General features: G+C 56.4%; 13 protein-coding genes. 9 read left to right on the forward strand and 4 right to left on the reverse strand.

The features are described 5' to 3' along the window. The first annotated feature begins 64 nt into the window (after window positions 1-64). The 9 genes from EKM85_RS09610 (at window position 65) to EKM85_RS09650 (ending at window position 13,661) form a co-directional block, all read left to right on the forward strand. Window positions 65-1,030, forward strand: coding sequence for a SpaA isopeptide-forming pilin-related protein (locus EKM85_RS09610; protein WP_225418979.1), 966 nt, complete (start codon window positions 65-67; stop codon window positions 1,028-1,030). Beyond that, window positions 1,023-2,669, forward strand: a complete 1,647-nt coding sequence (locus EKM85_RS09615; RefSeq protein ID WP_125586350.1) for a SpaH/EbpB family LPXTG-anchored major pilin — start codon at window positions 1,023-1,025, stop codon at window positions 2,667-2,669. The genes EKM85_RS09610 and EKM85_RS09615 overlap by 8 nt, the downstream gene beginning before the upstream one ends. Beyond that, window positions 2,666-3,901: a pilin N-terminal domain-containing protein gene (locus tag EKM85_RS09620; protein WP_125586352.1), complete on the forward strand. Its 1,236-nt coding sequence runs from the start codon at window positions 2,666-2,668 to the stop codon at window positions 3,899-3,901. The genes EKM85_RS09615 and EKM85_RS09620 overlap by 4 nt, the downstream gene beginning before the upstream one ends. Before the next feature lie 116 nt (window positions 3,902-4,017). Continuing rightward, window positions 4,018-5,139 (forward strand): class C sortase, encoded by a 1,122-nt coding sequence (locus EKM85_RS09625; RefSeq protein ID WP_125586354.1) that lies wholly within the window; start codon window positions 4,018-4,020, stop codon window positions 5,137-5,139. Between the two features lie 779 nt (window positions 5,140-5,918). Continuing rightward, on the forward strand, window positions 5,919-6,620 hold the full coding sequence (locus EKM85_RS09630; protein WP_125586356.1) for a WxL domain-containing protein: 702 nt from the start codon (window positions 5,919-5,921) through the stop codon (window positions 6,618-6,620). Between the two features lie 100 nt (window positions 6,621-6,720). After that, entirely contained in the window at window positions 6,721-7,737 is a 1,017-nt protein-coding gene (locus EKM85_RS09635) for a DUF916 and DUF3324 domain-containing protein (RefSeq protein WP_125586358.1), read from the forward strand. Window positions 7,738-7,757: 20 nt separating this feature from the next. After that, a complete protein-coding gene (locus tag EKM85_RS09640) occupies window positions 7,758-10,355 on the forward strand; it encodes a hypothetical protein (protein WP_125586360.1) in 2,598 nt (865 codons plus the stop codon). A gap of 661 nt (window positions 10,356-11,016) precedes the next feature. After that, a complete protein-coding gene (locus tag EKM85_RS09645; protein ID WP_125586364.1) occupies window positions 11,017-11,919 on the forward strand; it encodes a sortase domain-containing protein in 903 nt (300 codons plus the stop codon). Window positions 11,920-12,971: 1,052 nt separating this feature from the next. Next, window positions 12,972-13,661: a sortase domain-containing protein gene (locus EKM85_RS09650; protein ID WP_125586366.1), complete on the forward strand. Its 690-nt coding sequence runs from the start codon at window positions 12,972-12,974 to the stop codon at window positions 13,659-13,661. A 321-nt stretch (window positions 13,662-13,982) separates the two neighbouring features. On the opposite strand, the gene EKM85_RS09655 is transcribed toward EKM85_RS09650, so the two are convergent. The 4 genes from EKM85_RS09655 to EKM85_RS09670 all read right to left on the reverse strand — a co-directional run bounded on the left by EKM85_RS09655 (window position 13,983) and on the right by EKM85_RS09670 (window position 20,671). Then, window positions 13,983-15,137 carry a class C sortase gene (locus EKM85_RS09655; RefSeq protein ID WP_164510739.1) on the reverse strand — a complete coding sequence of 385 codons (1,155 nt, stop codon included), beginning with the start codon at window positions 15,135-15,137 and terminating at the stop codon, window positions 13,983-13,985. Between the two features lie 74 nt (window positions 15,138-15,211). Beyond that, the gene (locus EKM85_RS09660) at window positions 15,212-16,843 is read right to left on the reverse strand and encodes a SpaH/EbpB family LPXTG-anchored major pilin (protein WP_125586396.1); all 1,632 of its coding nucleotides are present in this window, start codon (window positions 16,841-16,843) and stop codon (window positions 15,212-15,214) included. Between the two features lie 4 nt (window positions 16,844-16,847). Beyond that, window positions 16,848-17,999 (reverse strand): prealbumin-like fold domain-containing protein, encoded by a 1,152-nt coding sequence (locus EKM85_RS09665; protein ID WP_125586370.1) that lies wholly within the window; start codon window positions 17,997-17,999, stop codon window positions 16,848-16,850. Next, window positions 17,996-20,671 (reverse strand): SpaA isopeptide-forming pilin-related protein, encoded by a 2,676-nt coding sequence (locus EKM85_RS09670; RefSeq protein ID WP_125586372.1) that lies wholly within the window; start codon window positions 20,669-20,671, stop codon window positions 17,996-17,998. The genes EKM85_RS09665 and EKM85_RS09670 overlap by 4 nt, the downstream gene beginning before the upstream one ends. Between the last annotated feature and the right edge of the window lie 70 nt (window positions 20,672-20,741).

Below are 20,741 nucleotides of genomic sequence, written 5' to 3' on the forward strand. Positions count from 1 at the left end.
CACGCAAGGTCTTGGGCTGGAAGACACCAGCTGAAGTCTACCTAGGTAAAAAGTTGCACTTGATTTGACAATTCGTCATACAAAAAAGCCCCTTCCCCAGACTCAATTTGCTGTGACGAAACTGGATAATGATTGGACTAAATCAGTTGGAGATCCAGTTACTTATACAACAGGAGAACAGGCGACTGACGCACTGCACCCGCTCGCGCCCGGTAAGTACGAGATCCACGAGAGCGTCTCACCGTCTGGATATCAGAAAGATCAAAAGAGCTACTATATAGAGCTTCGTCAGAATCTGCAAACAGGTGATGAAGGCGCGACCGCTGAATGGTTCCAGTACGATTCAGACAAGAAAACGACGACACCAGTATCGGCTAATGATCCGCAAGATACAGGTTTCTACGTCGAAGCGGACACGCCGAACATTCTGCACTTCAAGCAGTTTGATAAGCCTGCAACTTGGTCGCTTAATTTGCATAAACAAGCGACAGACACTGATGAGCCCTTGGCTGGCGCAACGTTTCAGCTGACGTCCGTGACGTCGCCAAGTGATAGCGATGGCGCCACTTCTTCGCCTGAGCTGAGCAGTTCTTCTTCAAGCAGCAATGCTTCATCGTCCGATGCTAACGACTCAGTCAAGGCAACTAACGACGCCTTGATAACGGATAATAAGGGTGCCTTACCAACGCAGACCGGGCTGAAGCTGGGCCAGTTGTATAGACTGACCGAGACGGATGCCCCGGCTGGCTATCAGAAGTTGAAGGAACCGATTTATCTGAAAGACGGGGTGCTCGTTGATGACAAAGGCGATAAGCTAACCACTGATCCTAAGAACGTCTCAATCAAGACGGACTCACCTGATACCAGCTACACCCTGACCGTCAAGGATGACCCCGAGCGCATCCTGCCCCACACCGGCGGCCTGGGCCCGCGGGATTACCTGGTCTTCGCCCTCTGCATGTTGGGGGCAGCGATCTGCTTGCTCTTGCTGGTCAAGCTAAAGCGGCAGGAGGTGAGCGACCATGACTAAGCTAATCAAACGGTTGGTCATAGACGCTTGCGGGCTGCTCGTCTTGCTCGCCCTCATTGGGCCGGCGCAGTCGGTCGCCGCCAGCACCAAAGCGCCGGACAAGGTCGATATCGTGCTGCACAAGCTGCTGTTCGATGACCACTTGCCGGCTGCCGAGGCAAATAACGGCAAAGATCAGCCGTCATTTGGCGGGCAGCCCAGCCGGCCGCTGAACGGGGTCACTTTTACCGCCTACGACATCACCGGTGAGTTCTGGCAGTACGAAAGGGCCCATGACGGCGGCGTGGAAAAGGCGCAGCGGCACTTCGCCGAGGCGGCGTACGTCCCGACGAATAAGGTCGCCTCGCAAGTGACCGCCGGGGCAGGCGAGGCGCGGTTTGCCGATCTGAGCCTGCGCAGCGGCGGGCACTACGCCGTGTACCTGTTCAAGGAGACGGGGACGCCGCCTGGGGTCCAGGGCCAGAGTCAGAATCTGGTCGTGGTCCTGCCGGTGCGGGATGACAGCGGGATCCAGTCCCGCATCGACCTGTTCCCCAAGAACGTGCTGCCCGGGGGTAAGCCGATGATCGAAAAGCGGATCGATGCGAATCAAACCACTTTCGACTACGGGCAAAAGATCCCGTTCAAGATCACCGTCGCTGTGCCGGCGGACGTGGCGACGATGAAGGCCTTCCGGGTGACTGACAAGGCGGATCCGGCGCTGCGCCTGACCGACGGCGTGAGCGTCATGATCGACGGCCACGACCTCACCGGCGAGGACAACGTGTATCAGCTGGCCAAGGACGCCGAGGACGCTTTTACCCTCACGTTCAACGTCGACCAGCTGAGCAAGTACGCGAATAAGGTCATCACGATCACCTACAACATGGCGATCCGCCCTGGCACCGCGGCCGACAAGCCGCTGGTCAACCAGTCCGTGGTCTATCCCGGTGGCGGCGAGCCGCAGCACGACTTCGCCACCGTCGTCACCGGCGGCAAGCGGTTCGTCAAGGTTGACGCGAAGGACCACGCGACCAAACTCGCCGGCGCGACCTTCGTGGTGAGGGACGCGCTGGGGCTGTACCTGGTCAAAACCGCCACCGGCTGGGACTGGAAGAGCGTCGCGGACGGCGATAAGTCGTACCAGGAGCAGGGCCTGTACGCCCTGACGTCGGACCAGGACGGCGCGTTTAGCATTGAGGGGCTGGCGGCCGGCAACTACGAGCTCTATGAGGTCAAGGCCCCGGAAGGCTACTTGCGCAACGAAAAGGTGATCCCGTTCCAGATCGTTGCCGGCGAGGCGAGTGACAGTAAAGCCGCGCCATACGCGGTGGTGAATGTGCCCGACACTGACCGGCCGCACTTGCCGGACACGCCAGGCGACCCGCCGAAACGGCCGCACCTGCCGGAGACGCCGGGTGATCCTGACCGGCCGCGGCTGCCGGGCACATCCGGGGAGCCGCCTGCCCGGCCGCACCTCCCCGGGACGAATCCCGAGGGCACCGTGCAGCGCATCCTGCGGCGACTGTTGCCGCAGACGGGTGAAGCAAAAGCAACATGGTTAACAACATTGGGTTTAATCCTGATCGGGCTCATTGCCACGATCGGCGTAAAAACTAACAAAAAAAGCATAGGGGAAAGCAGAGGAGAAAGACAATGACAACATCTTTTTGGAAAAAAGCATTGACCCTGGTTGGGGCCATTACACTGGCAGTACCACTGGCACTGGGGATGAATGGGCAGAAGGTTAGCGCGGCGGATCCTGCGACACCAGGAACCCAGAATGTAACTGTTAACAAATATGCCTTTAAAGACGCAGCTCTGGAGCCTAAGGGAGATGCTGAGTGGGATAATAGCAAAGCCCCCGAAAATGGGAAACCGCTTGCGGGCGCGAAGTTTACTGCCTATAACATTACTAAGCAATATTGGGCATATCTGAAAGCCAACCCAATAGCACGCGATGCAGATGACAAAGACGACGCCAAATATAAGCGGGCTCTTTCTGAAGCAATCTATCAGGCTGTGAACCCAACTAAGGATCAGTCGGCTGATAAGACAATTAACTTTAAGGATGGCACTCCGGTTGTAGAGGAGGATGGTAAAACACCATTAGAGCTGACGACCAATGATAGTGGTGCAGCGACTTTCACAGATTTGCCTCAGTATACAGAGGTTGTTACAGACGCAGATAAGGGTACTTCGGTCAAGATGCCGTCTGTGTTTGTCTTCGTTGAAAGTGGTACCCCTGAGGGCTATCAGACCGCGGCAAACACAGTGGTTGCGTTGCCCTATGGAAATGGTACTGAAGATGTGAATATTTACCCGAAGAACCATTTTGATACTACGAAGCAATATAGCCTGCTCTTTAAGAAAATCGATGGAAACTCAAAAGTTGCACTCTCTGGGGCTAAATTTAAGATTAAGCGGACTGACACAGATGGGAACGTCTCGTTCGCTCACGTTGACAATCCCGATGAGATGACGACGTCTCAGGATGTAACCTGGGTTAAGGAAGACGACACCACAAATGAACCTAGTGAGTTTACGAGCAACGGGGAAGGATTATTTGGCTTTACCTCTACTGCAGAAGCTTTCTTTGACGGCGCATATCATGGGCTGAAGCCAGGAGTAAATTATAGCGTTGTTGAAACAGTAGCTCCGGATGGTTATAAGAAGGATCCTAAGTTAGTTGATGCAACAGGGGCTGAAATAGAATCTGCGGATGCGTCGGAAGTTGTTACTGGTAAGGATCAAAATTATACACGTGTTGCTGATACGCCAACTAGCATCCTCCCACACACTGGTGGTGCCGGCATCGTGCTGTACGTTGTCTTAGGCGCTGCGCTGGTCATTCTTGGGACAATTGCTTACAAGAAGCGCCGGGCCAACTAGCTTCGCGAATATGGTATTATCATGCAAGGGCGTGCGTTGACGTCCTTGTTTTTGTATGGGGTGCGGCGCGATGTCTGTGATAGCCGCCGCACCGCACCCGCTTTGGGGGAGCGACAATGGCGAAGAAGCGAGAAAAAAAAGGCCTCGGCCTCATCGATATCGTGATCCTGCTGCTGATCGTCGGCGGGCTGGGGATTTTGGCTTACCCGTTCGTCAGCGACGCGTACGTTTCGTACAAGAACCAGCAGGTGATCGATTCCTATCAGCAGATCGAGACGAAGAAGAACGCCCGCGCGCTGGCCAAGCAGTACCGCGCGTACCAGGCGAAAAACGCGGCGATGGCTAAGCAAAACGAGACGCCGGGCGTGTCCACCTTCAACTCGGCGGTCAACGAGCAGGGCACGGCGAAGACTTCGGCCAAGCGGGACCAGAAGAAGATGGAGAACGCGACCATCGCGCAGCTGACGATCCCGAAGATCCAGCTGAGTCTGCCGGTGTTCGACCACACGACCGACTGGCTGCTTCAGTTTGGCGCCTGCCTGCTCGACGGAACGAGTTACCCGACCGGCGGCAAAAGCACGCACGCGGTCATTTCGGCCCACCGGGGGGTGCCCAACGCCGAGTTGTTCACCCGCCTGCCCGAGTTAAGGAAGGGCGACAAGTTTTTCATTAAAATTGGTGACCACCACCTGGCGTACAAGGTGTTCAAGCGCCAGGTGATCAAGCCGACTGAGGTGGGCGACCTGAAAATCGTGCCGGGTCAGGACCTGGTGACGCTGATGACGTGCACGCCGTACATGATCAACTCGCACCGCCTGCTGATCACGGGCCACCGCGTGCCGTACACCAAGGCGGACCAGGCGGCTTCGCAGTGGGCCGAGCTGTGGAACAAGCTGAAGCTGGCCTTCTGGGCCTTCATGGGGCTGCTGCTCCTGTTGCTCTTGCTGGCGCTGATCCGCGGCCTGCTGGTCGGGCGGCGGCACTATGAGCTGGCCTACGTCGCCATGGATGCGGCCGGTGCGGTGCTGCCAGGCGCGACGGTTCAGGTCAAGCGCGGCCGCAAGCTGGTCGAGACGCTGCAGGCGGACGACATCGGCGCGGTCAATGACAAGCTGCCGGGTGGTAAGTACCGCGTCTCGGTGGCCGGCCAAGCCAAGGCGGCCGAGGCGAAGGCCTACGTCAAGCACTGGCGCGACAAGCAGTTCACGCTGAAACAGCGCAAGCAGGCAAAGCATTAACGAGGCAAACGAAAACAGCGATCCAACCGGGAGGCCGGTTGGGTCGCTGTTTTGCGTTGGCCCAGGCGATGATGCGTATGACTTGCGCGGGCGCGTCAGGCCGGTAAGCCCGCGTCGCAGGTGAGTATAAGCGGGTAAGTATGGTTCGTGCATCAAGCCCGGCCCTAAAGTCCTGAAAGTGTGTCTCCTGACTGGAATAGAACAGAATTGCGGCCGGCGGTGAGGAATACAAGAGATAAGATAACAGAACAATAAGCCAACCAGGTGGCCACTATGAAAACGCTAATTATTTATTTTTTGACCGGTTATCGGCCAGAAACGTTCGGCATTTACTGAAAGCTAATTCGGGAAACGTTGTGATGTATATTTGCATGTTTTTGAAAACGAACGGCGAGGAGAAAACTAGCCTATCGGGGTTAACTAGTTTGTTGTCTAAACCTGACGTGGCTAGTTAGCCGGGTGGGACAATGGCAGATTGCTCTAAGCGAGATGCGATGTTTTCCGAATATGCCTAGCTATTTCGAAAAACTTTTTAAGTTATTTTATTACCGTGTTAATTGCAAGGCCAATGTTATTTATACAGTGCAGTGTATACACTAAAACCGCTAAGCGATGGGCTTTTGGTCGAGGAGATGTCAGGACACGCCGATGCCTCTGTTTTGCAAGTCGGAGAATAGCAACACCAAACGTTATATGACTTTATTACGCATTGAAATAAAATAATGTTAATGGTAACGTACATTACTAGTTTCGAATAGATATTATTGGGGGACTTTATAATGAAAAAAGCTTTATTATTCGGTGCCGCCATGGCGACCGCTTTGGTCAGTGCCAGCTTGACGGCAAACCAGGTATCTGCGGATACGCCGGCAGATGCCGCGGACACGCAGGCACCAGCTAAGACGATGACCTCGACCGCCACTTTCACCATTGGTAAAGATGATGCATCAGTCGCTGACCAGATACTCCTGACGGCGGTGCCAAGTTTCCAGTTCAACAAAGAAGTGACATTATCAACGATGATCAAATCCGGCTATAGCGATGAAAAAGGAACAGCCAGTCCTGACACCCTTGCCGTTTCTGACTTGACCGGGACCAGTGCCGGCTGGACGGTGTCGGCTCAGATGGGGGCCTTTAGTTACGGTAAGGTTACCTTAAACGGCGGGACTCTGAACTTTGCCGGCACTGCTTTGGGTGATGGCATTGATTCAACCAAACCGCTGACGCTTAACGGTAATCTGACTGCGGGTGACGGTTCCGTAGCTGATGTGCTGACCGCGCCTAAGGGTTCTGGGCAAGGCACAACCACGGCAACGGTTGCGTCCCCCAGTCTGACGCTTCCCAAGCAGCCGAATGCGGCTAACGGTGCCTATTCTTCCACTATCACCTGGGCGGTCGGAGTGACACCAGCTGAAGCTCAAGCAGCTGCAAAAGCTGCCTCAGCTGCAAAACCTGCCCCGTCAGCAGATGGCAACAACTAATCATCATCAGTTAGATAAATAGCACGCAACATCCCTGCCTGGTGGCGACCTTTGACCGGGCGAGGATGTTTTTGCGTCACGGACCCAGAATGGAGCGGACATGTTAAAAAAGTTTCTGTATTGGCTGACGGGCATGGTGGCCCTCATCGGTATTGCACCAGCCGTGCCCGTCGCGGCGGCGAACGGGGCCAGCTTTTCGATCAAGCCAGTGTTCACCGACGCTGCCAGTGCCAAGGAGAATTATTTTGATCTGCTCGTCAGGCCTGGTCAGACCATCAGTCTGCCGGTCAACGTGACCAACGTCAGCGGCGTGGCCACCACGGTCCGCGTCAGCGTCGCCGATGCCTACACCGGCGACAACGGGCAGGTCGGATACGCCCCGAACCACCGCACCGATGATTCTGCGCAGTACCGGCTGTCAGTGCTGGCGTCCGCGCCAGTGACCCTGAAGTTGGCGAAGGGCGCGACCAAGCAGGCCAAGTTCACGGTGCAAGTCCCCAAGGGCGGCTTTAAGGGCGAGCTGGTCGGCAGTCTCTACGCCGCCGACCCGAAGGCGTACGGCGGCAGCGGCAGCGGGCTTTCGCTGAAAAATAAGTTCGCGATGTACACGGCCATTGTGCTGCGGACCAGCCCTCAGTACGTCTCGCCGGATCTGAAGCTGCGGCAGGTGAAGGTCGGCATCCAGAATGGCCAGGCGGCCGTGCTGGCGACGCTTCAAAACTACCGGCCGCAGATGTTCGGCCAGATGAGCGTGCACACGAAGGTCTACCAAGCCGGCAGCAAAAAGCCGGTCCTGACGCGGGACGTCAGCGGCTACGCCATGGCGCCGAACTCGCACTTTAACTTTGGCACCATGACCGATCACGCCTTCACCGCCGGCCGCTACACGCTGGACTTGCTGGCGACGTCTGGCACCAGGCGCTGGCATTTTCGCCGCCAGTTCCAAGTCACGCAAAAGCAGGCCGCGGATGTGAATAGAGCAGCCAGCCTGAAGATGGCTGCACCGTTTCCGTGGTGGCTGTTGATCCTGGTGATCGGCTTAGCGCTGCTCGTGCTGCTGCTGATCTTCTTGCTGTGGCGGCGGCGCAAGCAGGACCGCGAGGAAGCTAGCAAGTAACAAGAAAGGAGGTCAGCTTGATGAAACTGAGCGCACATAAGATCCGGTGGTCCGGTCTGCTCGGACTTTGCGTCTGGCTGACCTTCCTGATGGCCGCCGCCCGCGGCCAGCTGGTGCAGGCGGACGTGATGCCTGGGGCCAAGGACATCACGAAGTACTTCAACGCCGACGTCGATTATTCAGACGCCAGCAACTTGCAGCAGGACCACGGGGGCGCCCCCCTGATGTCTGCGCAGGTGGCCAATCCGACCAAGCCGCTGCGGTTCAAGTTTGACAGCGTCACGGCGACCAACCTGCTGGCGACCGGCGGCGAGGCGACCTCCCCGGCAATCAGCAGTACCTCCGTGTTGACCTTCACAATCGACGCCGGGAGCACCAGCGACACCAGCGGCACCATCAACACCAGCATTTTCGGCGATGCTCAGGATCGGTTCAGCAATTTCTTAATGATGTTCTCCGTGCCCGGCGCGGGGGCGGGGGCGTGGTTTGACCTCACGTCGCCTGGGGTCACCGTCACGGGTAACGGGACCAAGGTGGCCCTGGTCAACGGCGCGATCCCGATCAAACCACCGAAGACAGAGCATTCTGGCTTTTTGGGATGGGATTCCAAGACCGTCCGCGACGACTCCGGGGTGATTAGCGACTTTGACGGGACCGTTCAAGCCGATCAGACGATCAAAATCACGGTCGACATGGCGAAAGTCCAGATGCAGGACGGCAAGTCGGTCCCAGTCGATGCCACAACGTCGCTGCAGGTGAAGCAGCAGTTCACTAATACCCAGTACACCAAACGAGAGAGCGATGGCCAACTCTACACGAGTTACCTCAAGCTGCTTGTCGGCAAACTGGCTTTTAGTATTCCCCTTGAGCCTAAAGTGACCAGCAAGCTGGTCCTGCCCCCAGACGTCAGCACAGACTATTTTGGCATTGTCACCGGGACAATCACGCAGCCGGGCGACAAGCTGGAAATCGGCGTCGATACGGATGGGGACGGGCAGATCAACACGCCGGTCGACCAGGCGTCCCTTTATGTCTCGATCGTCGATGACAATAAGTGGGTGTACGTCATCACCAAGGACGTGGCCAAGGAGTGGGGTCTTTCAAGCACCGATGGCAAGTTCAGCCAGAAGATCGTCGTCAAAGAGACCCAGACCGATCTGAAAAACAGCGGAACCGGCTCGACGACCATTGCGGGCAACGGCAAAACCTATCCCAACATTGACTGGACGGACATCATCAATAAGATCCATCAGCTGCTCAAAGACGGTGTGAAGGGCGATGCCGTCGATCAGCTTTATCAAGAAATCGCGGACGTGAACCAGCAAGAAGCGGCCAGCGATGCCGATTATGCCATCACCCTGACCGCGCCCAATTCAAAGACACCGCCGACGCCGGTCAACTTCATGTTCGCACCGCAGTTCAAGGGGCAGCCCGCGGCGGGGAGCGCGCTGCCAAACGGCATGAAGGCCCCAACGAGCACCCTGGACTGGCAACTGACCAAGCAGGGGAACCCGGTGGGGGATGCGGTCTTGACGAACCTCCCGAAGATCGTCGACACGGCAGACGACGCCGAGACGCCGGTGGCGTCCGCCCTGCAGCCACTGACGGTGACGGCGACGTTCGGCACGACGACCGCCGGGACGATCACGGCGCACGACAGTTACAGCCAAAACGGCGAAGCGGTCACGATTGAGGCGACGTTTACGGTCGGTGGCGCCACTTTTAAAGTGCGGAAACTGGTGCATATTCTGGCCCTGAAGCCGGTCAAGTCGGACCTTGTCACCAGCGGTAAGTACAGCGACTTCAGCTTCAACGTGAATGAGAAAGCGCCGCTGGCCGCGCTGGCGGGCGCCACGGCGACGTGGCACCGGGTTCGCGCCGCCGATGGGCTGGCGGCTGCCTCTGATGACCAGGATCTGCAAGATGGCGACGGCGACCCGTGGGCCCTGCACGTCGGGGCGATCCGCCACATCAACGATGGCGACAGCTACCAGCTTAAGGTGCAGGTGGACGGAAAAACGGCCCTGTACTCGAACGTGGCGGCCGTGCAGGTGAAAGCGGATGACGGTTTTGCCATCGATCAGGTGCCGGACTTCAAGTTCCATACGACCGGCACCAGCGACGGCGATCCCAGCCTGGCGGACATTCTTCACGGCAGTTACGCCCCGGCGGATCAGGCCGGCACGAAGGAACTGAGTGCGAGCGGCACCGAACCGCTCGCGTTTGGCGCGTATTTTGGCCAAGGCGTGAGGTGGCAGCTATCGGCCGCAGTGGCGCCGTTTACTTGGACGAAGGCCGGCGATGAGCCAAAGCCCAGCATTCAGATCCAAATGAGCCTGGATGCCGGCGCCCAGGCGGGGAACGCGACTGCGGGCATACTGGGGACGGGCACTGCGCTAGACGCGGATCAAAACGTCGAGAGCGCCGCGGCGACGCTGAGTGGCACGAGCACCGGGAACTTTTCCCTTTACCGCCGGGTGACGGCGACGATGGCCATTTACAACGCGGCTTACGCGAAGCCGGGCACCTTCACCCCCACGATCACGTGGCGGCTGGGCACCCCGCCGGCTGAGGCGGCAGCGCCGGCCCACGAAGCAGGCCCGCGGCAGAGCAGATAGGGATCCATCTGGCACCAAGACCTTGAGTTGACGCTCAAGGTCTTTTTTTAACCACTTTTTGCTGGCGCCTGAGCACGGCCGTTCCGGGCGGCGAAATGGGAGCGCCACCCCGGGCTAGAAAACGGGTCGGTGTTTCAAATCTGTTTTTCCGAAAATCCGTTTTCATTGAAAACATGATGAAATTGATCCAGAGATTTTCAAGAAATTTTCGTATGTAAGCGAGGCCATTTGACCGTGTAAAGCGATCTTACCGCCACCAATATGTAAATATTCTGCATGCTAACGCTGTAAACAAATTCGTATCATTAAATACTCCGCTACATTGCGGCATTGCGATTAATTGTATACGATTTAAAACAGCTGAATAGTGCAAGAATAGTTCATAATATTTGGGATATGATGCTATTGATTTTCTGAAAATAGATGTTGCAACCCGTCCGGGAACGCGGTATATTACTCGTCGTTGTGAAAAACACGGGAGTGCAACTGTTACATAGTTAATCAAGAAAGAGGCGCATCGACTTCATTGTGACCGTGGTCGGGTCACACCAAATACATGACACCAGTAGGCAAGGGCCGTCCCCGGAGAACGTCAGGGGCAATGGCAACTGCCGTTCAATGAATTGGGACTAGAGTCACCGGTTCAAGTTAGGGGAATTTTTTGAAGCTTAATAAACAAGTATTGTTGCTCGGTGCGGTTGTTGTTCTTGCTCTTGGCGTCGGCGTTTCCACTGCCGTTGTTGACGCAAGCGAACCCGGTGCCCCTGAAGCAGCACAAGTCACTGTCGCTGCTCAGACCAAGGGAAACACCACTGCTAGTCGCCGAGGAACACTTGCTTCGACCGGTCACAAGAAGGCGGTCAAGAAGACCGTTGCTAAGAAGACGGTCAAGAAGGCTGTTGCTAAAAAGACGGTCAAGAAGGTTGCCAAGAAGGCCGTCGCTAAAAAAGCGGTCAAGAAGGTCGCTAAGAAGACCGTCGCTAAAAAGGCAGTCAAGAAGATCGTCAAGAAGCCGGTTGCTAAGAAGCCTGTTGCTAAAAAGGTCGTCAATCAGCCCGTTGTCAAAGAAGCGGCCGTTAAGCGTGTCGTGACGCGCGTGACCCCTGCCCAACAGGCTGCGGCCAAGGCAGCCAGCATCCGCCGCACCACCGGCGAGACCTACGTCGGCACGATTTCCGGCCTCGGCCACACCACCGACGTGATCCAAGGCAGCTTGAGCCGCACGAAGGCGCCTGCCAATGCCGGCATGGCGATGACCTGGGGCGGTGCCACCAACATGACGACCACCGACGGCTTGACCAGCGAGATCGCCGGCCACGCCAAGAGCAACACTTTTGCTTGGATCATGGGTCTGAGGAACGGCAGTCAGGTGTCCGTCACCGATGCTCAGGGCCACTCCCGCAGTTACCACGTCTATATGACTGACGACGTGAACGATGACAGCTACTCCGTTAAAAACGGGGCCGACCGCCTCAACGCGATCATCAGCGCTCACCAGGGTGAAGCCGTCGTCCTGCAGACATGCATCACCAACACCGTTAACCGCATCGTCTGGGCCCGTTAATTTGGCGCTTCGAATCAGATCGATCAAGCCGCAGCTTCTAAACGTCAGAAGCCGCTGATCCCACTGATTCCGCGCACCCCATCTCGATGGACAATACCGCCTCTAAAGATTAAGGATCAAGAAGCACTCCTCCTATGCTTGCCCAGCAGCCGTCTCCCGGTTGCTGGGCTTTTTTGTAGGGTGCGCAGGGCTGACGAACTTAGGACGATGACATGCCGCTACGCATGTCACCCTGTACGCCATGGATGGCTACAGGGTGATCATAGCCCGGTGCTTTGCCTGCAGAGCAGGTGAAGCGCCGGGCGTAGCAGGGCACTCGGCCGTTGCCAGACCGGAGCCCAACTTTGACAGGGCACGCAGGGCTGGCGAACTTAGGGCGATCATTAGGGTGATGTCACTTTGCCCGCGGGGTGAGCGCCGCCGCCCGCAAATCGCTGCACGAGCTGGCCGGTTGCCCTGCCGCGCTATCTGGATCCCCAGTACCCAGGTCTGTACAACAGCTGCCAGCGACCAGCCAAAAAACTGTTCCGCCAAAATTCCGCTTACATTGAAAATGTTGTGAAATTAATGCAGAAAATTTCAAAAACTTTTGCAATGGAAACGAAATCATTTCGCCAATTTTCCCGAACGATCGGTGTTCTATTTGCAAGTATATTTCATATTGATGTCATAATTATATTCTTATCTTAAAATGGTTGCCTTTACGCGGGGAATATCCACTGATTAGACCCGGTTCATTTTGTCAAACAATATGAATATTATACGCAATGAATGGAAAACAGTCCTTGGATATTTTTGAAAGCAGGTATTGCAATCATCTTAGGTACGGGTGTATATTACTCGTCGTTGTGAAAAACACATACATCCAACTGTTACATAATTAATCAAAGGCAATTCAGAAAGAGGCGCATTGACTTCATTGTGACCGCGGTCGGGTCACACACATACATGACGCAAGTAGGTATCCGCAGTTCCCTTAACGCATTAGGGGCTCAGCATTACCGGTTCACTGAATTGGGACTAGAGTCGCCGGTTCAAGTTAGGGGAATTTTTTGAAGCTTAATAAACAAGTTTTGTTGCTCGGTGCTGTCGTTGTTCTTGCCCTTGGCTTTGGCGCTTCTAACGCCGCCGCTGACGCAAGCGAGGCTGCGCCTGTTGCAGCGCATGTTGCTGCTTCGGCCACTGCGACCGCTTCGCACCGGGAAACACTTGCTTCGACCAGCCGCCGCACCAAGACGGTTAAGCGGGTTGCCGTGCGCCGCGTGATCAAACGCGCCACTCCTGCTCAAAAGGCTGCGGCTAAGGCAGCCAGCATCCGCCGCACCACTGGCGAACGTTACGTCGGTACAATTTCCGGCCTCGGCCACGCCACCGACGTCATCCAAGGCAGCTTGACCCGCACGAAGGCGCCTGCCCGGGCCGGTATGGCGATGACCTGGGGCGGGGCCACTCGCATGACGACCACCGACGGCCTGACCAGCGAGATCGCCGGCCACGCCAAGAGCAACACTTTTGCCTGGATCATGCGCCTGAGGAACGGTAGCCGCGTGTCCGTCACCGATGCTCAAGGCCGCTCCCGCAGCTACCGCGTCTACATGACCGACAACGTGAATGACGATGGCTACTCCGTTAAAAACGGGGCCGACCGCCTCAACTCAATTATCAGCGCTCACCAGGGCGAAAAAGTCGTCCTCCAGACATGCATCACCAACACCGTTAACCGCCTGGTCTGGGCCCGTTAATCTGCCCCACCGATCAGATCAAAGCGCCGCAGCACTTCTATTACTTCAGAAGCATGAAGGCCATCTGATCATGATCAACCGATAACTCAAAAGCGTGCTCGCTAGCAGATAGCGGGCACGCTTTTTTCGGTTGGCGGGGGTGCGGCGGAGGGGGTTCCCGCAGCCGGTGCGCCTTACTGAAACGCAAAAAGGCCTCTCCATTAGGGAGAAGCCTTCAGGGAAGCGAATGGATCTTGGCCGATCACGGCTGGCGATTAACGGTAACTACTCTGGCGGATTGTGGGTCGGCGATTAACGGCACGAGCTGGCCGATCGTGGGCCTTAACGCTGAATGACCCACCGTTCGTTGAGGGCGGAAACGGCGGTGGCCTGGTGCTTAGTCGGGTAGAAGCGCATCTTCTGCTGCTTCAGCTTCTTTTTCCCGACTCGGACCTGCCAGCGGGAAGGCGCGAGCTCCCTGAGCAGGTACACACCGCCGGGCAGGTGGTCGATCAGGACCTGGCCGTCCTCGTCTGAGGTGACGGTCAACTTGCTGCCGCGGCGGTACAGCGGCTTGCCGTTCTTCTTGCACAGCTGATAGCGCGCGCCCGCCACCGGCTGGCCAGCGGGGTCGCGCCGGTAAAACAGGAGGCGAAAGACGTGGCGCCTTAGCAGGAGCTGGTGAATGTGGCGGCCGATCAGCCCGATGATCGCCAGCAGCCCGGCGATTGCTGCCGCCAAAATGCCCAGCTCGCGCCAGTTTTCATTTTGCTGCGAGCGCTTGACCGCCCGTGCGATCTGCGGCGTGTACGGCACGCGCTTGCCGGTAAGCAGCAGGCGGTGGGAGTTGATCATGTAGGGCGTGCAGGTCAACAGGGTGGCTAGGTCGCGGCCGGGCTCGATCTGGAGCACACCGGTGTTGTCAGGCTTCACGACCTGGATGCGGAACACCTTGTAAGCCAGGTGATGGTTGAAGACCTTGAGCACGAAGATGTTGCCTTTTTTGACCTTGTTCAGGTCGGTGAACAGGCGCCGATCGACCAGGCCGCGGTGCCCGGCGATGACCGTGTGAGTGTTTGCGCCGCCCGTCGGCATTGAGGTGCCAGGCACGACGGCCGCGCCCGTCGCCAGCGTCTCCTCAGACAAGGTTTTGAAAAGGGGGACCGTGAGCTTAATGCTAGGCACGGTGACCGTGCCCAACATGTTGCGCTTCAGGTTCAGCTTGGCATCGTTGGTGAGGCCGGCGAACGGATCGGCGTTGGCGTTCAGGCCTTGGCGCCGCAGCTTCGCGTTTTCCTTGGCCATCGCCGCCTCTTGGGCCGCGGCGTTCTGCGCGTTGGCCTGCTCCACGCGGGCGACGCGGGCCCGGTCCATCATGTCATTCAGCGGGCCGACGTAGAAGGGGTACAGCGCCACGGCCGCCCCGATCAGCAGCAAGATGAACGCGATGATCTGCGTCACCAGGTAGCGGCGCGGGTGGGCACTTTTTTTCGCCATCATGGACCTCCTTTTCGGTAATGAAAAAACGCCGCGGGGGCGTCTCTTCATACCTAGTCTAACTTGCGGTTAAATCAAACTTCTTCGTGGCGGTTGCCCTTCTTCAGGAACAGCGCGCCGGCGATCATGACGATGAGCCCTGCGGCGATGACCAGGTAGATCCCCATGCCACCGGTGTGAGGAAGGAACCCGGCTGGGGCATCCTTAATCGTGATTTGGTTTGTGTATGAATTGTCATCGACAGTGAATGTCTGGGGCGCCAACAATTTGGCATAACCCGCTGGGGCTTTTGTTTCAATGACTTCGTAAGTGAAGTTCTTAGGGTCCACTTTCAGAGCCTTTGCGGCACTCTCGGAATATTCCAGGCCTGTGAATTCGAACGAGCCATCGTCTTTAGAAGGGGTAGTAACAGCATTGGCTTCATTTTCATCCCAGCTGTAGTTACCATCTTTATCTTGGTGTGCATACTGACGCTTGCCGTTAACCTCACGCGCAAGTTCGAATTCCGCACCGGCAAGTTTTTTGTTGCTGTCTTCAGCATCCTCTTTGACAAACTTAGCGCCGCCAGTGATGACTGGCGTGTTGCTCTTGACGTTAGGGGTATGGTTCAGGCCGACGTAGTTATTTAAGTCACCAACCGGAGCAGCTTTCGTGACTTTGGCATTATAGGTGATGGTTAGCGTCTCACCTACTTCTGCTTTAAAAGCATCTGAAGCCTTCTGAGCGTCACCAATGAAGGTAATCTTAAACCCGGCGCCCTTTTCCGCGTCTGAGGTTGGGGTCACGGTATAATCGGTGCCTTTTGTGAGCGCTGATGACGTTGATGTAGTATCTGAATCTTTGATACTGATTGAATTGATGTCGTCATCGAGACCTAGATCTGGCGTATCGGTGACATAGAAGCTGTTTTGTGCGGCGATATCGTTGGGTACTTGAACCGTAATTTTGTATTGAACAGAATCCCCGAAGCTCTTGTTGTTGTCTGTTGGATCAGTAAGGTCCTTGCTGATTGAAGTTTCGGTAACGTTCTTTGGATAAAGGTCAACTTGAGAGAGCATCTTAGAATCCGTCTTGCTTTCGCCAGCGTATTTGTTATACAAAGGCATGACTAGGACCATTGGCGTTGCTTTCTCAGTGGTAATTGTTGTGCCGACACTAGACTTTGTTTCTTTAATGACGTAGGTTGCGTAGACACTCTTAGTGGCGGTTTTGCCATTAGGATCAGGAATGGTCGTCTTTGTTTTTAGGTTAAACTGAGCTAATCCTTCTGGAAGATCCTCAGTTCCACCAGCGGTAGTTTGTGAACCGTGTACTACTGGTTGGGCATTATCCGGCAGACCATCAACGGACTGCTGTTGTAATTGCTGGACGGCATCTTCTGATTTGGTGCCTTGACTAATTAGGGCCTGATAGTCTGAAGTAATATCGTATGCAGTGAATTCAACGCCATTCAAGGGCTTGGCCCCATCAGGCAGCTGTGTGTATGCATTCCCGTAATTATCAGTGATTTTAACTGGATTGGTCTCCTTATCGGGATCCTTAGAAAAGGCGACTTTGTGCAAGTTTACTTGAACACTATCTGGGACCTCGTCTGATGACGTTCCTGCAGTAACCAGTTGTGCCGCACTAGTCGCGGCGGATAATGCTAGCGGCAGGATGAGTAGCGCGCTAGCAAGGATGTGCTTTAATTTCTTCCCCATAATCATTAGCTTATTCTCCCTTGGTTGCTTTTTTAGTTTTAGTACGCTGCCAGAGCGCGGTGGCCGTGATGATCAAGGCCAAGCCCGCCAGCAGTAAGTTCGCCCGGGCTTCACCGGTTTCCGGTAGCCATAGGCGCAGTCGCCCAACTTTGGGCAGCCCGCTTGGCGGCGTGCCGTCCGTGTCTGGTAGGTGCGGGCGGTGCGGTGCTGGCGGCGGGTTGCCGTCCGTATCCGGTAGATGCGGGCGGTGCGGGCTATCTGGCGGGTTGCCATCCGTATCTGGTAGATGCGGCCGGTTTGTCAGGTTATACACCCGCAGCTCAGGCCGCTTCGCTTCGGTTGCGGGCACGCGGCCTTCGATCAGCGGCCGCAGCGTTTCACCTTTCAGGGTGATGGCTCCGGCTGCCGGGACCTGAACGGGGATGGCTTTGGCGTCATCCGTGATGGTGAAGCCATCCGGGGCGGCCAGCTCAGTGAACTGGTAGGCCCCCGGCGTTAACGTCACGTCGGCCAGCACGAGGCCATCCTTTTCGGAAACAAAATGCGCGACCTGAGGTGCCTGCAGCGGGGCGGTGGTGGCGAGCCAGTCGCCAGCCGCGGTGCGGTACTCCCAGCCGGCGGGCCCTTGCCGCCTGAGGGCAAAGGTGGCGCCGGCTAGCGGTGCCGTTTCGCCGCTGGCCAGGCTTCTACCATACTTGTAGAAGTACGGCGCGGTGTGAATCAGGACCGGCTTGAGCGAGACGGTCATTGGTGCGCTGCCGGCGGTGAACATGGTCGGCGCCGTCCAGTAGCTTTCCGTTTCGCTAGGCGCTTGGGCCTGGATGAGCAGGTAGGTGCGGCCGGCAGTGGCGCTGAAGGTGGCGGCTGGCGCACTGAAAGCGAGTTGGGCGACTGCGGTTAAGTGGTGCTCGGTAATGAACTTGGTGACGGCAGCGGGCGTCATCGTCGCCACCTGTTGGGGCAGCGATGAGTCCTGCGCGGCCGCCGTCAATTCGTAAACGGTGATGGCGGGGCGGCCGCGCACCGACGCGCTGGCGTCAGTGCCGCTGGTGACGGTGATCGGAACGGTAGCGGCGGCGTTCACCGGGGTGAACCGGGAGACGGCGATGGCCACGAGCAGGCTCAGTGCAGCCGCAAAAATGATGCGGATCGATTTGGTCATTCGTCATCACCTTCTTTCCGCCGCTGCCAGAAGGCTAAGGCGAGCAGTGCGATCGCCAGGCCGGCAAAGCTGAAGCTGATCAGCATCAGTCTCAGGAGGTCGTCGCTGCCGGTGTGCGGCAGGAAGCCCCTCTGATGGTTGCCGACGGTGAGGACGATCTCGCGGCTGGCCTTGCCGTCAGCGTCAGTCGTGGTGACTTGCGCCGAGACGAGGCTGTTCAAGCGCGTGGGCGTTGAGTCTCCCGGCGTCAGCGATTGCTCGGTACCATCGGCTAACCGAACCTTGACCGTGCCGTCTTTGCCAGCCGTAATGAAAAGGGACTGGGATAAGCCGACAAAGCCGCTTGGGGCCTTCGTTTCCTGCACCTCGTATTGCTGGCCCAGGGTTAACGGGCCGGAAGCAAACTCCTTGCCGTCTGCCTGCACATTCAGGCTCAGAGCGGTCACCGCAAACGTCGCGCCCCCTAATGGCGAGCCGGTATCTGCGTTGATTTTCTTGATCCGCAGCGTGGTCGGCGGAACGGTTGGTTTATTCGTTAGGGAAAAGCGCTGAGTGGCCAACTGACCTGGCGGGGTGGTATTGGTAATTGGTGGCGCCGACTGGTAGCCAGGCACCGGGTCCTCGCTGAGATGATAAGTAAATAGTTGTCCGTCTTTGCTGTAGCGGGGAAGGATTAGGTCCTGGCCATCAGCCTTTGTGAGGTTACCCTCCCACGTGTTTGACTGAGCAGCCGTGCTGCTAGGGTTCAGTTTGCCGGTGGTTGACCAGCTCTGGGCAGGGCCGTTGTCAGTCGTGCGTTTAATGGTAAAAGTGATAGCATCTGGCCGGCCGGTGCCGGTATCCTGCCAGGTCTTCGAGACCTTGATTTTGGTGCCCGGACCGCGGCCGGCAGGGATCCCGAAGTTGACCGGCGGGTCGTTTGGGGTAGGCGTGAGGGTGGTTGTGCCGTTCATTGGATACCATTTGTCGGGAACGAAGTCGGTGGCCTCAGTGTTCAAGGCGACCTGATAAGTGATGGTGGCTTTTTGACCTTTACCCAACGTCAAATCTTTGACAGTGAGGCGGCGGGTGCTTGGATCGAGCGTTAAATTGTTCTGGATCGCGGCCCGCTGCGCATCTGTCACTCCAGAACCCGTTAAGCTGACGGTGGCGTTATTGCCCATATAGTCGTAATGCGACCCAAGCGGATCGGATATTGTGCCATCACTGATCGTCGGCGGGGAGACATACTGCGTTACATCAAATTTGACATCGCTCTGCAGTTCCTTTGAGATATCAGCGGCATCACTTACAGCTGTGTAATCATGCTCTTGTGAGCTGGGCTTAAGACTGGTTAACTGTTTAAAATCAGCCTCGTCTGCGGTTTCAATGCCGATGCCTTGAATGCGGGTGGTCTTTTGAATGGATTCAGCTGCCTTGATGGTTTCCGTCCAATAGGCGGAACCTGGGGTGGCAGTGCCAGCGGTCCCGGTACCTCGAGGCTGGGGACCCTCGCCGTAGTAGCTTGGGTCGCCGTCAGTCAGCAAGATTAAGAGTTTGGTATCGCTGGCTGGCATTTTCTCCAACATTTGCTGGCCACGTTCGAGCCCATTTTGCGTCCAAGTTGAACCACAAAAGTCAGTATTTAGCGCCTGGTTAATTTTTGAGGCTGTATCGTCTATTGGCCCGATGTCGACACCGATATTGTTAGTGGTCGAAGTTGGCCCAGAGAAGCCAACCATCCCCACTGAAAGCTGGCCGGCGAGGTCTCCTTGCTGCTGGATCCAATTTAGAGTGTCGGATACGCCGTCACGTAGATAATCTGCTCGAGTGCCCGCATCGTCGTTTCGGGTCAGATTGCCAGGGTTGACGATCGGGGTCAACTCGTACTCCGGGAAGAAACGACTGCCAACATTTTCGATTTCATACCATTCGTCTGGCTGGCCTGGCTGAACCTTTCTGAAGCGGTAGTCGGTCACGGCTGGTGTACGGCCAGAATTGACATCGGCTTGTAGCAGATACTGTTGAAACAGCCCGACTCCATCAATCCGATCTTGCGTAAATAATCCGTTAACTGTTCTATCCGTTCGTACGTAAGCACGGCCGGCTTCGTTGTAGATGAATCGTGGCACGCGTGGGGTACCTGGAGCCTGACCTTTTGTTGTTTCCATGCTTCCTGATAAATCAACGACAAAAACAATGTCTAAAGGCTTAGTTTCTTCGGTAGTCTTTCTGTTGCCCTGAGCGGTGAGTGTCACATCATAGTGGCCAGGGATGACTTGTCCAGTAGCGTTCTTGGCTTGAGTTGCATACTTACTAATGGCATATGCAGGATTAGTCTTAGCATCATAACCGTCCGCGCCATAATTCAACATCGTCTTCTGAGCAAAATTAGGATCGTCTAGACTTAAGATCGCGGGCTTATCAGAGCCTGAAGCGAGCTGTCCATCCTGCGTATTTCCCCCCAGAGGATTTAAGACATCGGGCTCATTCGTGGGTTGCCATGCGTGGCTAACCACCGGAACGTTTCCTTCAGACTGAATGAAGTCTGGGGAATCATCTGCGGCGGTCTTTACCGGCGCGATCATTATTGCCTGTAAAAAGGGTACCAATAGGACAAATAGAAGGGTGAGGTGCCCGAAGTAGCGCAAGCCCCTTCGCCGCGCCCACCCACTGTGCGTGTTCTGTGCCACTGTATTTCACTCCCTCACGTGTTCCCCCATAAAAACCTTGGCAGTGTCGTTAAGCCGCTGTCCTGACACG

Origin of the sequence: Lacticaseibacillus jixianensis (assembly GCF_003946485.1) — a bacterium.
GTDB lineage: Bacteria > Bacillota > Bacilli > Lactobacillales > Lactobacillaceae > Lacticaseibacillus > Lacticaseibacillus jixianensis.

Excerpts from the sequence above, each read along its gene's own strand:
- EKM85_RS09660 (WP_125586396.1), bottom strand. The coding sequence starts at position 16,843 with ATGATTATGGGGAAGAAATTAAAGCACATCCTTGCTAGCGCGCTACTC.
- EKM85_RS09640 (WP_125586360.1), top strand. The coding sequence starts at position 7,758 with ATGAAACTGAGCGCACATAAGATCCGGTGGTCCGGTCTGCTCGGACTT.
- EKM85_RS09625 (WP_125586354.1), top strand. The coding sequence starts at position 4,018 with ATGGCGAAGAAGCGAGAAAAAAAAGGCCTCGGCCTCATCGATATCGTG.
- EKM85_RS09615 (WP_125586350.1), top strand. The coding sequence starts at position 1,023 with ATGACTAAGCTAATCAAACGGTTGGTCATAGACGCTTGCGGGCTGCTC.
- EKM85_RS09635 (WP_125586358.1), top strand. The coding sequence starts at position 6,721 with ATGTTAAAAAAGTTTCTGTATTGGCTGACGGGCATGGTGGCCCTCATC.
- EKM85_RS09665 (WP_125586370.1), bottom strand. The coding sequence starts at position 17,999 with ATGACCAAATCGATCCGCATCATTTTTGCGGCTGCACTGAGCCTGCTC.
- EKM85_RS09620 (WP_125586352.1), top strand. The coding sequence starts at position 2,666 with ATGACAACATCTTTTTGGAAAAAAGCATTGACCCTGGTTGGGGCCATT.
- EKM85_RS09655 (WP_164510739.1), bottom strand. The coding sequence starts at position 15,137 with ATGGCGAAAAAAAGTGCCCACCCGCGCCGCTACCTGGTGACGCAGATC.
- EKM85_RS09630 (WP_125586356.1), top strand. The coding sequence starts at position 5,919 with ATGAAAAAAGCTTTATTATTCGGTGCCGCCATGGCGACCGCTTTGGTC.